Raw genomic sequence first — 12110 nt, forward strand, 5'->3', positions numbered from 1 at the left:
AGAGTTCACCCTGTATATTATGGACTATAACCAGTCCGATACCGGACTCACTAAGTCCAGTATCGAAAAGTTTTTGAGGGAGTTATTTTATTGGGAGGTTGATTGAAACAGTAACGCCTGCATCTGTATTGTTAGTAAGCTCAATACTGCCTTCATGCTGCTCTATAATATTCCTACAGAAACTTAACCCTATGCCTTGACCTGCTTGTTTAGTGGTAAACAAGGGCACAAATAAATTTTCTAAATTAGCAAAACCATGGCCATTATCAATTACCTGGATAAGATGTTGTCCTTTAACTTCATTTATTGAGAGCGTTATTTTATCGGCACCGGCTTCATTGGCATTTTTAATTAAGTTAATAAGTACTTGCTCTAAAAACGCTTGATCTGCCCAGAGCCACTCTACCGACACAGAGATAGTTAATTCAAAACCTGTAAATAAGCCCCTTAACCTTTCTATAAGCTGATTTACACTAATCTTTTGAGCGTTTAAATTAAGTTTTTGCGAAAGTGATGAATAGCGACTGATAAAATCTTGTAAATGATGGCATCGCTCTGCGATGACAGCTAGTGCTTTTTGATCTCTTTCTGACTCTGTGCGAGTAGATAAACTCTCAGCTAAAGAGGATACCGGTGTCAGTGAATTGCGAATTTCATGACCCATCACCCTTATAATCTGCTGCCACGCATTTTGCTGACTTGAACGTAGCGCTGATTCAATATTCGTAAATACCAACAATAAATTAGCTTCAGAGTTATCAATAAACTCACTTTGACTTATTTGCCATTGCTGATTTGTAGCAGCGGCACTGGTTTCAAATTGCCAACTGTCATCTTGCTTAACTAAACCTAATAACTTAGGTGAACCATGACGGTACATTTGCCAAGGTTGATCAAATAATAAGGTAAATGCACCATTAGCATAAGTTAATTGATTTTTTTGATTAAAGACCAAAATCGGCGTATTTAACTGATCTATTAGTTGATAAACCAAAAAGGCATGTTGATCATACCGTGATTTCTGAGTGAGTAACTGCTCACTTAAAACTTTAAGCTCCTGATGAAAACCACCCACTTGGCCTTTACTAAATTCAGGTTTTGCATATTGATTATAGTCTTCCATTCGCACGGCTTCTATTTGCAATAAACCTCTTTCAAATGCCGCCATTATTCGATACATAAATCTATAAGCACTGAAACCTAAAACAAGTAACAGCAAACCTGATACTATGACGATATCCCACGTAGCCCAATGATGTTCAGTTAAAATATAACTAAACAAGCCAACAACCAATATCAAAAAAGCGGCTAATCTACGAATAATATAGCTTTCTAATGACTTACTTTTTAGGAAATTCATGCTCATACTTTTCCAAGCGGCGATATAAAGATGATTTTGTTAAACCTAATAATTTTGCAGCTTGTGGCACACTTGAATTGGTAATACCAAGCGCTTGTTTAATGAGTTTTATTTCTGCTTTTTCTAGTGTCATAAGCGGTAAAGTTTGCTCTCCTTTACTCGCTGATAGAGGTAGTTCATTTGCTGTAAGTTTTAAATCACTTGTCGCTACTTGAGGGTCTGCAATAAACAATAATACCGCACGCTCCATTAGATGACTTAGTTCACGAATATTTCCTGGCCATCTATATTCTAATAATGCTTGTTGTGCGCAATCGCTTAGCACGGGCTGAGCTTTATTATATTTAATTGCATAATGTTCAATAAAATACTCAGCTAAAGGCACAATATCATCAAGCCTTTCATTTAATGAAGGCACTCTAAATTCTAAAGTATTTAAACGATAAAACAGATCTTCTCGAAAACGTTCTTCTGATATTAACTTTTCGAAATTACCGTTTGAGGCACTGATAATGCGAATATTGGTTTGCTCTGTTTGACTTGAACCTAATACCTCGTATTCACCAGATTCTACAACTCTTAATAGTTTAGCTTGTTGAGACATTGGAATATTGGCAATCTCATCTAAAAATAACGTGCCTTGTTTAGCAAGTTCAAAACGCCCTATCCGACTAGATTTAGCGTCGGTAAACGCGCCCTTTTTATGGCCAAACATTTCACTTTCAAATAATGATTCTGAAATTGCGCCCATATTAACACCAATAAAGGGCCCAGATTGACGGGAAGATAAATCATGGACTTGTCTGGCTAATAGGCTTTTACCTGTGCCATTATCACCAGTCAGTAAAATAGCGACATCTGTTGTTGCGACACTTTGAATTTGCATCATTAATTGCTGCATACAAGCGGAACGCCAAACATACTCATCTTGTTTTATTGGCTCCAACCTTTGCTGTAACTTTTGATTTTGTACTTTTAAACCCGCCATAGAAAGCTGATGCTCTATGATTTGCAATAATCGTTGGTTTTTCCAAGGTTTTTCAATAAAGTCACCGGCACCTAGTTGCATTGCCTTAACGGCTAAAGCCACATTTGACCAAGCAGTCATAGCAACAGCCGGAATATTTAATTCTGATTTTTGGATCCAAGCTAATAATTCTAAACCTTCTTCACCTGATGTGGTGTCTAGTGAGTAATTCATATCAAGTAGGATCAAATCTATTTTATTGTTTTGAATTAACTCTTTTGCTTGATAGGGGCTATCTGCTTCTAATACTTGATACCCATTATCTTCTAAAACAAAACTTGCACTGAGTCGTATCTCTGGACGATCATCAACAACTAAAATATATGTTTGACTCATTATTACCCTAACTAGATAAACAGCTTATAAGGCTTACTTTATCATTAGTTAAGTTATTAATCAGAATAATTATTGATGAAATATAGAAATGGAAAAGAGTTAGTAACTTGTGTTTTTTTATTTTTTTTGTAACGAAATAGCATTATTTATACTGACTGGTGGCGCTAAATAATAACCTTGTATCACACTATTTGGTGCTATTTTTTGTGCCTGTATTACTTGATGATAAGACCCTACACCAGAAAATACAATTCGGGTATTCAAGTTTTTAGACAGCGGGTTAATTAATATTTGATTATTAGGACTTAAATTAATTTTATCATCCGTGCGACCTATTACACTAAACTTCACTTCATCTATTAATAAAGGCAGACCTTTTAATGATTTTAAATCTCCCTGATAGCCATCTATTGCCAACTGAAATCCATAAGATTTAAATTTACATCACAACTCAATCGCCTCTACTGATGAAGAGAAATATGCTTCATTTGAGAATTCTAAAGTAAAATTATTGGGCTTTAAATTGCCTTTACTGACAAATTCGGTTAATAAATAAAACAAGTCGTATTTTTCAATTGCTTTAATCACAGTCAATGTATCTAAACGAATACCTTATCTAATAATATGACACTTTGGATTTGCGAAGTTAATTCCATATAACTTTAATCTATAACTTTTAGATACACCTCTTATATGGACAGCATAAATTAAATTGTTTTCCAGTTTATGAGCTTTTATTTACGATTAAATCCATAACCTCTATTTGAAACTCAGAAAAAACTTTAATGCCATTTCTTTCCAGTAGTTCAGCCGTTAGACCCATACCTGATATTTTATTTCCTTGGTGTAAACCATCATAGACTTCATTGCGACCGCAAGAAGGGCTACCTTCTTTTAATAGTGCAAATTTTATATTATTTCTAATGCATAAATTTAATGCTTTTTGAGCACCTAACAAAAAAGCATCTGTTACATCTATTGAGTTAGCTGTTAATACTCTTCCCGAATGGCTTATTTCAGCAGCAGGTCTAGGCGTAGGCAAACCACCAGCCACTTCAGGACAAAATGAAACTATGCGACCTTGAGATTGCCATTTATCAAGTATTTGATGTGAAACCCCTTTACTTTTACCATCGTAACGTACTGGTTCACCTAATAAACAACTAGAAACTAAAACTTTGAACATTATCGATTCCACCAAATTATCCAAATAAAAAGCCCCACTAATGCGGGGCTTAATCTGAAAATTCTTAACTAATTTACTTTTTAGTTAAGTAAGTAATTAAGTCATTCATCGTTTCAGCTGAGCTAACACCTGATTTTTTACCTAAAATTAATTTATATTTACCATTAACAATAAAAGTAGGTACGCTGCTTAAGCCGCCTTTATTTTGAAAATACGCTTGGTCTTTTTTCATTTTTGAAGTCATAGTACGAACAGAAAAACTTTTATATAACTTATCAAATTTAGCACCATTAACACCTTGCGCTACAAAAATATCTTTTATGTCTGCTACGCTATTAAACTTATTACGCTTTGTGTGGTAATGACTAAACAAAGCACCAACAATTTTATCTTTTTGCGGTAAAGTAGCCGCTGTGGCCAATGCTTGCGATAACATTTGCTGATTTTCTTTAGTACGACCACCCATAAAATCTACATGGCTTTTTTTAAATTTAATGTCTTTACCTAGCATAGGCTTTAAATCAGCCAATAAAGCTTCAAAGTTATTACATGCAGGACAGTAAAACGAGAAAAACTCTTTTACTTCAGGTTTTGTAGAAGCGCGATCCGACACAACTTCATAATGCACTCCCTCTTCATATTTTACAGGACCAGCAGCATTTGCCATCAAAGGTAAAAATAACGAAATTAATGCAGCTTTAATTATTGTTTTCATTTATTACTCCAAAATCTAAAAATTTTATTTCTATTTATTTAATAAGAATGTGATTAAAGAATCTAATTCAGCTTGGCTTTTAAGCTTATTCACATTGATTTTATATTTACCATTTACGATAAATGTTGGCACACCGGTTAATGCCCCCATTTTTGAATATTTATTTTGCGCTTCAACCATTTTCTTTTCGCCTAGAATAACCGGCATGCTAGATAATAGAGAATCAAAATCTTCTTTAGAGATACCATTTAAAGCCAGCAAGTTGCTCACATCTTTCATATTTGAAAAACTAGCACTCTGACGGTGAATATAATTAAAAATGGCATCTGATACTTGATGTTCTTTTGCTTGTTGTTTAGCAATCAAATACGCATAAGATAAGTTGCTTTGATCAGCAGCAGATTTACCTCTTAAAAAGTTCACATGGCTTTTTATAAAGGGCACACCCGCAGGCAAGTTTTTTTCAATACCTTTCGCAACTGGCTCCATTTTATAACAGTGCCCACAAAAGTATGAAAAGAATTCAGTTACTTGTGGTTTCGCCGTTTTTTCTGTTTGTAATTCGGTATATTGAACACCATTTTGAAACTGTGATGCAAAAGCCATTACTGGCATGCATAAAATTAATAAACCAAGTTTTAGTTTTTTTATCATCATGTTCTCTTTTTCTAAAAATTAGGTAATAAAGCAAGCGGTGGCTCTTGTAGCGCTGAAAATTGCTCTTTTAGTGCTAATATTTGCTGCTCCCAGTATTTGTCCTCTGCAAACCATGAAAAGTTCCTTGGAAATGCAGGATCTTGCCATCGTTTCGCCAACCAGCCCATATAATGTATCATACGCATGGCTCTTAAAGGTTCAATTAAGGCCAATTGACTATGATCAAATTCACAAAATTCTTCATAAGCGCCAATCATTGTATCTAACTGCAATACTTGCTCTTGCCTATCACCACTTAACATCATCCATAAATCTTGAATTGCAGGCCCCATACGACTGTCATCTAAATCGACAAACATTAAACCTTGCTGTGTCATCAGAATATTGCCTGCATGGCAATCACCATGCAAGCGAATTGCGTCAGTTGTATGATATCTATTGTTAGCAAGCTCAATAACCTGATCTAATATCGTGATAAAAGCAGTTTCTAATGAACGCGATATTAACCCGCTATCTAACAAATGCTGTTTTGCATCTAGTAGATATTCTTGTGTATTTATTTCACGCCTGTGCTCAAAAGGTTTTGCTTTTGCCGTTTGATGTAGTCGACCGATAAACCGACCTAAAACTTCCAGTTGATCTAAATTATCAACTTCAAATATACGACCACCTACACTCGGAAATAGCGTAAATAGATAACCTTGATATTCAAATAAACTTTTACCATCACGCTTTATTGGCGCCACGGCAGGTACTTCAGCAACGGCTAACTCAAAAGTAAAATCATGCTCCTCTTTAATTTCAGCACTATTCCATCTTTGCGGGCGATAAAACTTTACAACATACCTTACACCATCATCCCCCTTAAACTGATAGACACGATTTTCAAAACTGTTAAGCGGTAATAACCCTGATTCTGGATATATTCCGATACTTTCAATCGCATCCAAAATAATATCAGGTGTTAAATCGGCAAAGCTAAATTGATTCATTGTTTCACTTTTCATTTAATATAAACAAAAGGCATTAATAATTAATGCCTTTTTAATAAGTAATAAATATGATTTTAAGATAATGCCATAAAATGACTTTAATATCTCAGAACCTTTGATAGATTAACTCCAACCATACTATCGACCTTTAAAGAAATTACTCTTTTGCGATAACGTCACATCCGGCTCCGCACTATCAGTAACGACAAAGCTAAATTCAGTCACTGGCTTTTTCAAATCATATGGGTCTATCGCAATTGAAAGCGGTAAACTATAAGACTCACCCGCTTTTATATTTATCTCATTTTTACCAATATAGTTAAAATGAGATAGACCTGCTACATCTATCTTATAATGCTTATCAATTTGAGATTTATTAAGAATTTTAAGTGTATAAGTATTTTCAACTAATCCTTCATTACTCATTCTAAACAGTTTATTTCGATCACGAATAATATCTAAATCCATAGGAATACGAGTAAAAATATCTACAGCTAAAATTGCTGTCATCACCACGAAAACAACAGAGTAGCCAATTAGTTTAGGGCGAATAACTTTTGTTTTTTTGTCTGATTTTAAATTACGCTCTGTGGTGTAAGAAATTAACTTTTTAGGATAATTCATCTTCTCCATAACGCCATCACACGCATCAACACAGGCACCACAGTTAATACATTCGTATTGCAGGCCATTACGGATATCTATGCCTGTCGGACACACCTGAACACACAAATTACAATCAATACAATCTCCTAAACCGAGCGCTTTGTGATCTTGTTTACGCCCTCTTGGGCCTCGCCCTTCACCGCGCTTAGCGTCATAACTTACCGTAAAGGTATCTTGATCAAACATCGCTGATTGGAAACGAGAATATGGGCATATATGCAAACACATAATTTCACGCATCCAGCCTGCATTACCGTATGTACACACGGTAAATACTAAAATGCTCCAATAAGCATAATAGCCTGCATCAAATACAAAGAAATCAATAAATAGCGTTCGAATAGGTGTAAAGTAACCGACAAATGTCATAGCTGTAAGCAGTGAAACTAAAATCCAACCTAAGTGTTTGCCAGATTTTCGCCAAAACTTTTCAAAATCCATCTCCCTTTGATCTAATTTTTTACGCTGATTTGCTGTGCCTTCAAACTTTTCTTCAAACCAAATAAAGATAAAAGTCCAAACAGTTTGCGGGCACATAAAGCCACACCAAACCCGACCATAAAATGTCGTTACCAGAAACAATGCAAAAGCTGAAACCATTAAGATCCAAGCCAAAATAGTTAAATCTTGTGGCCAAAGCGTCACACCAAAAATATTATATTTTTGTTCCATCAAGTCAAAAAGTACGGCTTGCTGGCCATTAAAGTTTAGCCAAGGCAAAAGTAAAAATGCCAACATAGCAATAATATTAAGCCGATGCCTTAAAACTTGATACAGCCCTTTAACTGCACGCACATAAATTCTATTTCTTGGATTAAATCGATCAAATTTATCAGGATCCGGTTTATGTATTTTTACATCAACCGGAATATTTTTGACTTTGATTTGCTTTTCCATTGAAGTTCCTCAACACCAGCTGGATTACTCTACAGTATACTACTTGCTATTTAACCCTGCATTTTATTACACTAATGACCTTAATGTTGTGAAATAAATCAAATATCTGATTATTTTTAAAAGAATTATATAAACTTATGAAAAATTTCTTCTTATTAGTCATTTTAGTACTCGCTTTCTTTTCTATTGACCACAAAATAATAAAAGAACCTAGAGAAGAGTTTTTTGGTTTCATTACTGATTTTTTAAGCGTTTCAATGAAAACGACAAAAGACTCAGCAGCACAAACAGCAAATGACCGTATCAAACATAAACTCCAGCTGACATCCGCACAAAGTACTTATGTAGATACGCATACAAAAACAAATACAAAGCTTAGGGCATTTAATACACGATTTTGCGTAAATAATGATTTAAATTTATATTTTCAAGGCAATGATTTACGTCAAGTCTGTCAAATAATAGAACAACAAGTTAAAATAATCGCTAATTAGCAAGGTTAAGTATGGATTTTTCAAATTTAAATAAGCAATCATCACAATCTTTTCATAAACAAAAAAACCTACTTAAACAATTAATGAAAGGGCAATTGGTAAACTGCCCTCACTGTAAACAAGCTATCAAATTATATTTACCTGAAGATAAAGTTAAACCTGGGGCTCGCTGCGCTAAAGGCTGTACAGATATAGACTTAGAATTTGCATAACATTTAAGCCAACTTAAATCAGTTAAGTCACTTTAGATAAATTGTTCTCTAAATCACTGCTAAGATATACCTCATAACTAAATGCTATACAGACGTTAACTTTAGCGTCTGTCCTTGAAAATACTCAATTTAAGCTAAAAAACACTCTCTTTATAACATTTTGATATATTAAACCTGTTTTTATTATTTTTTTATTCGTTAAAGCCCACTTATGCTATTTAGCAATTAAGTAAAGTTGGTTTGGGATTAAATAATGTTGAATAGTACATCAAGCATATCAGGTGAAGTATTCATGGTCGGTGCAGGTCCAGGAGATCCTGAACTTCTCACTCTAAAAGCTTTAAAGTCCATGCAGCAATCCGATGTTGTTGTTTATGACTATTTAGTTTCACAAGACATTATGGCATTAATCCCAAATACAGTTGAGCTGATTTGTGTTGGTAAACGCTTAGGCAATCACAGTGTTCCTCAAGAACAAACAAACCAAATTTTAGTTGATTTGGCGCTTTCTGGTAAAACAGTTTGTCGATTAAAAGGCGGCGACCCATTTATTTATGGTCGTGGTGGTGAAGAAGCTCAGCTACTTGCACAAAACAATATTAAGTTTCAAATAGTACCAGGCATTACAGCCGCTGCGGGCTGTGCTGCTTATGCAGGCATACCTTTAACACATAGAGATCATTCGCAAGCGATAGTATTTGTTACTGGGCACTGTCAAAAAGACGGTAAAGATTTAAATTGGTCTTCTTTAGCTAAAAAGAATCAAACTTTAGCTGTTTATATGGGTGTGATAAAATCGCCTCATATTCAAGCTAAACTTATAGAGCATGGTCGTGAAGAAACAACACCTATTGCCATTGTTGAAAATGGCACAAGACACAACCAACGGGTGATCACGGGCACTTTATCTGAACTTGCGGCTCTAATAGAAAAAGAAGCTGTTCAATCACCTGCATTATTAATTATTGGTGAAGTCGCACAATTGCATGAGCAATTAGACTGGTTTAACACACCTAATTTAGAACAACTGAATAACTCACTTTTAGTCGCTTAGACTGAAGTTTAAAATTTTATAATTTTTTGTAAAAGGCTCAAAATCATGGCTTTAACACATCTTCAGCAACTAGAAGCTGAAAGTATTCAAATATTCCGAGAGGTCGCTGCTGAGTTTGAAAACCCAGTAATGCTTTACTCTATCGGTAAAGATTCATCTGTTTTATTGCATTTAGCACGTAAAGCATTTTATCCGGGTAAAATTCCATTCCCTTTGCTTCATGTTGATACCAACTGGAAGTTTAAAGAAATGATTGAATTTCGTGACAGAATCGCAAAAGAATACGACTTTGACTTATTAGTACATAAAAACCCTGATGGTTTAGATATGGAAATAAGCCCTTTTACACATGGTTCAAGTAAACATACTGATATCATGAAAACCCAAGGCTTAAAACAAGCGCTAAATAAATATGGTTTTGATGCTGCTTTTGGCGGCGCACGTCGTGATGAAGAAAAATCTCGCGCTAAAGAACGTGTTTATTCATTCCGTGATAAAAACCATCGTTGGGACCCTAAAAATCAACGTCCTGAGTTATGGGATAACTACAACGGTCAAATAAATCAAGGCGAAAGCATCCGTGTATTCCCTTTATCAAACTGGACTGAACTTGATATTTGGCAATATATTCATCAAGAAAATATCGATATTGTGTCTTTATACTTATCACAAGAACGCCCTGTTGTTGAAAGGGATGGCATGTTAGTCATGGTTGATGATGAGCGTATGCCACTTGAAGAAGGTGAAGTACCACAAATGAAGTCTATTCGTTTCAGAACGTTAGGCTGTTACCCATTAACGGGTGCTGTTGAATCTGATGCAGACACTTTACCAGGCATTATAGAAGAAATGTTGCTATGTACTTCATCTGAGCGTGAAGGACGTGCAATTGATAAAGATTCAGCTGGTTCAATGGAAAAGAAAAAACGTGAGGGGTATTTTTAAATGACTGATTTAATGTCAGCAACAGTGAATGAAGTAAAAGAATTAGGTATTGATACCTACCTTGAGACTCATCAAAATAAAAGCCTATTACGTATGCTTACATGTGGTAGCGTAGATGATGGTAAATCAACTTTAATCGGTCGCTTATTACATGATAGCCACCAAATTTATGAAGACCAGTTAGCTGCACTTCATTCTGATAATGAAAAAGTAGGTAATGCCGGCGAAGAGCTTGATTTAGCTTTATTAGTTGATGGTTTACAAGCTGAACGTGAGCAAGGCATCACCATAGATGTAGCTTATCGTTACTTTTCAACTAAAAAACGTAAATTTATCATTGCTGATACACCAGGCCATGAACAATATACACGCAACATGGTAACAGGTGCTTCTACGAGTGATGTTGCCATTATTTTGGTTGATGCACGTTACGGTGTGCAAGTACAAACTAAACGTCATAGCTTTATTTGTGATTCTTTAGGTATTAAACAATTTGTTGTTGCTATCAATAAAATGGATATTGTTGATTTTGATGAAACCGTTTATAACAAAATAAAAGCTGATTATATTAAGTTTGCAGAGCAGTTAAATATCACTGAAGCTGATATTAAGTTTATTCCTATCTCAGCACTTAAAGGTGATAACGTTGTAAATGTATCAACTCAAACACCTTATTACACTGATAAACCGCTATTAGAGTTGTTAGAAGACTCTCCAGCGGCAGGTGCAAATATTGATTTTGAAGCGCGTTTCCCTGTGCAATATGTTATTCGCCCTAATTTAAACTTCAGAGGTTTTCAAGGCACTTTAACGTCAGGTGAAATTAAAGTAGGCGATGCAGTAAAAGCATTACCTTCAGGTAAAGTATCTAGTATTAAAGAAATTGTTACTTTTACAGGTAACTTAGACCAAGCAGAAGCCGGTCAAGCAGTCACGCTTACGCTAAATGATGAGATTGATATCAGCCGTGGTGATGTGATTGTATCAGCCAACTCAACAGCGACAGTGAGTAATAAGCTGCAAGCTAAAATTGTTTGGATGCACGATGAACCTTTAGTATTAGGTAAAGAATATAATATTAAGCTTGCGAGCAAAAAGACGACTGTTAAAGTGACTAAAATCGATCATACAATCGATGTTAATACACTAGAGCATGGTCAAGCTGACAGCTTGAAATTAAATGAAATAGCCATCGTTACTTTAGATTTATCAGAAGAAGTTTTAGCTGATATCTATAGCAAAAATAAAGAAACTGGTTCATTTATTTTAATTGATAGATTATCAAATTTAACAATTGCAGCAGGTATGATTGAACAAGTCTTAACAACTGAAAAAAATGAAACTAATTTCAGTGAATTTGAGCTTGAGTTTAACTCTTTAGTTCGCAAGCACTTCCCACATTGGCAAGCACTTGATATAACTAAACTGTAATCGATTTGTAGACACAGTTTAAACCGTGTTTTGTAGGCTCGAATTTATTCGCGCTTTTTAAGCCTAGCTAAGAAAACCTTGTAGGTGAGGCTTTAGCCTTACGCAGTTATAAGCAATTGTAGCAAGCCTTACAAATAT

The 12110-nt window shown here is 34.9% G+C and carries 13 protein-coding genes and 1 pseudogene; 5 read left to right on the plus strand and 9 right to left on the minus strand.

Annotation, left to right across the window (positions count from 1 at the left end; all coding sequences use genetic code 11):
- Window positions 1–82 precede the first annotated feature (82 nt).
- The 9 genes from PSA_RS00595 to ccoG all read right to left on the minus strand — a co-directional run bounded on the left by PSA_RS00595 (window position 83) and on the right by ccoG (window position 7836).
- Window positions 83–1360 carry a PAS domain-containing sensor histidine kinase gene (locus PSA_RS00595; RefSeq protein WP_042146745.1) on the minus strand — a complete coding sequence of 426 codons (1278 nt, stop codon included), beginning with the start codon at window positions 1358–1360 and terminating at the stop codon, window positions 83–85.
- The gene (locus PSA_RS00600; RefSeq protein ID WP_042146747.1) at window positions 1341–2723 is read right to left on the minus strand and encodes a sigma-54 dependent transcriptional regulator; all 1383 of its coding nucleotides are present in this window, start codon (window positions 2721–2723) and stop codon (window positions 1341–1343) included. Before PSA_RS00600 ends, PSA_RS00595 begins: the two co-directional genes overlap by 20 nt.
- A 117-nt stretch (window positions 2724–2840) precedes the next feature.
- On the minus strand, window positions 2841–3140 hold the full coding sequence (locus PSA_RS00605) for a hypothetical protein (RefSeq protein WP_042146749.1): 300 nt from the start codon (window positions 3138–3140) through the stop codon (window positions 2841–2843).
- A 27-nt stretch (window positions 3141–3167) separates the two neighbouring features.
- A complete protein-coding gene (locus tag PSA_RS25015) occupies window positions 3168–3317 on the minus strand; it encodes a hypothetical protein (protein WP_157575709.1) in 150 nt (49 codons plus the stop codon).
- Between the two features lie 130 nt (window positions 3318–3447).
- On the minus strand, window positions 3448–3909 hold the full coding sequence (locus PSA_RS00610; RefSeq protein WP_042146751.1) for a DUF523 domain-containing protein: 462 nt from the start codon (window positions 3907–3909) through the stop codon (window positions 3448–3450).
- A gap of 73 nt (window positions 3910–3982) precedes the next feature.
- Window positions 3983–4624 carry a thiol:disulfide interchange protein DsbA/DsbL gene (locus PSA_RS00615; RefSeq protein WP_042146753.1) on the minus strand — a complete coding sequence of 214 codons (642 nt, stop codon included), beginning with the start codon at window positions 4622–4624 and terminating at the stop codon, window positions 3983–3985.
- A gap of 30 nt (window positions 4625–4654) precedes the next feature.
- Window positions 4655–5278, minus strand: a complete 624-nt coding sequence (locus tag PSA_RS00620; protein ID WP_042146755.1) for a thiol:disulfide interchange protein DsbA/DsbL — start codon at window positions 5276–5278, stop codon at window positions 4655–4657.
- 14 nt (window positions 5279–5292) lie between these two features.
- Window positions 5293–6273, minus strand: coding sequence for a serine/threonine protein kinase (locus tag PSA_RS00625; protein WP_042146865.1), 981 nt, complete (start codon window positions 6271–6273; stop codon window positions 5293–5295).
- 138 nt (window positions 6274–6411) lie between these two features.
- Window positions 6412–7836 carry a cytochrome c oxidase accessory protein CcoG gene (gene ccoG, locus PSA_RS00630; protein WP_042146756.1) on the minus strand — a complete coding sequence of 475 codons (1425 nt, stop codon included), beginning with the start codon at window positions 7834–7836 and terminating at the stop codon, window positions 6412–6414.
- Between the two features lie 137 nt (window positions 7837–7973).
- On the opposite strand from ccoG, the gene PSA_RS00635 reads away from it, so the two are divergent.
- The 5 genes and pseudogenes from PSA_RS00635 to cysN all read left to right on the plus strand — a co-directional run bounded on the left by PSA_RS00635 (window position 7974) and on the right by cysN (window position 11972).
- Window positions 7974–8330: a hypothetical protein gene (locus PSA_RS00635; protein WP_042146758.1), complete on the plus strand. Its 357-nt coding sequence runs from the start codon at window positions 7974–7976 to the stop codon at window positions 8328–8330.
- Window positions 8331–8341: 11 nt separating this feature from the next.
- On the plus strand, window positions 8342–8542 hold the full coding sequence (locus tag PSA_RS00640) for a hypothetical protein (RefSeq protein ID WP_042146760.1): 201 nt from the start codon (window positions 8342–8344) through the stop codon (window positions 8540–8542).
- Between the two features lie 253 nt (window positions 8543–8795).
- Window positions 8796–9596 (plus strand): annotated as a pseudogene (gene cobA, locus PSA_RS00645) (uroporphyrinogen-III C-methyltransferase); the annotation flags it as partial.
- 45 nt (window positions 9597–9641) lie between these two features.
- Entirely contained in the window at window positions 9642–10541 is a 900-nt protein-coding gene (gene cysD / locus PSA_RS00650) for a sulfate adenylyltransferase subunit CysD (protein ID WP_042146764.1), read from the plus strand.
- A complete protein-coding gene (cysN, locus tag PSA_RS00655) occupies window positions 10542–11972 on the plus strand; it encodes a sulfate adenylyltransferase subunit CysN (RefSeq protein WP_042146766.1) in 1431 nt (476 codons plus the stop codon). It abuts the gene before it with no gap.
- Window positions 11973–12110: the final 138 nt, after the last annotated feature.

Origin of the sequence: Pseudoalteromonas sp. '520P1 No. 423' (genome assembly GCF_001269985.1) — a bacterium.
In the GTDB taxonomy this organism is placed as follows: Bacteria; Pseudomonadota; Gammaproteobacteria; order Enterobacterales; family Alteromonadaceae; genus Pseudoalteromonas.

Coding starts and splice junctions, on each gene's coding strand:
- PSA_RS00595 (WP_042146745.1), bottom strand. CDS start 1,360: ATGAATTTCCTAAAAAGTAAGTCATTAGAAAGCTATATTATTCGTAGA.
- PSA_RS00600 (WP_042146747.1), bottom strand. CDS start 2,723: ATGAGTCAAACATATATTTTAGTTGTTGATGATCGTCCAGAGATACGA.
- PSA_RS00610 (WP_042146751.1), bottom strand. CDS start 3,909: ATGTTCAAAGTTTTAGTTTCTAGTTGTTTATTAGGTGAACCAGTACGT.
- PSA_RS00615 (WP_042146753.1), bottom strand. CDS start 4,624: ATGAAAACAATAATTAAAGCTGCATTAATTTCGTTATTTTTACCTTTG.
- PSA_RS00620 (WP_042146755.1), bottom strand. CDS start 5,278: ATGATAAAAAAACTAAAACTTGGTTTATTAATTTTATGCATGCCAGTA.
- PSA_RS00625 (WP_042146865.1), bottom strand. CDS start 6,273: ATGAATCAATTTAGCTTTGCCGATTTAACACCTGATATTATTTTGGAT.
- ccoG (WP_042146756.1), bottom strand. CDS start 7,836: ATGGAAAAGCAAATCAAAGTCAAAAATATTCCGGTTGATGTAAAAATA.
- PSA_RS00635 (WP_042146758.1), top strand. CDS start 7,974: ATGAAAAATTTCTTCTTATTAGTCATTTTAGTACTCGCTTTCTTTTCT.
- PSA_RS00640 (WP_042146760.1), top strand. CDS start 8,342: ATGGATTTTTCAAATTTAAATAAGCAATCATCACAATCTTTTCATAAA.
- cysD (WP_042146764.1), top strand. CDS start 9,642: ATGGCTTTAACACATCTTCAGCAACTAGAAGCTGAAAGTATTCAAATA.
- cysN (WP_042146766.1), top strand. CDS start 10,542: ATGACTGATTTAATGTCAGCAACAGTGAATGAAGTAAAAGAATTAGGT.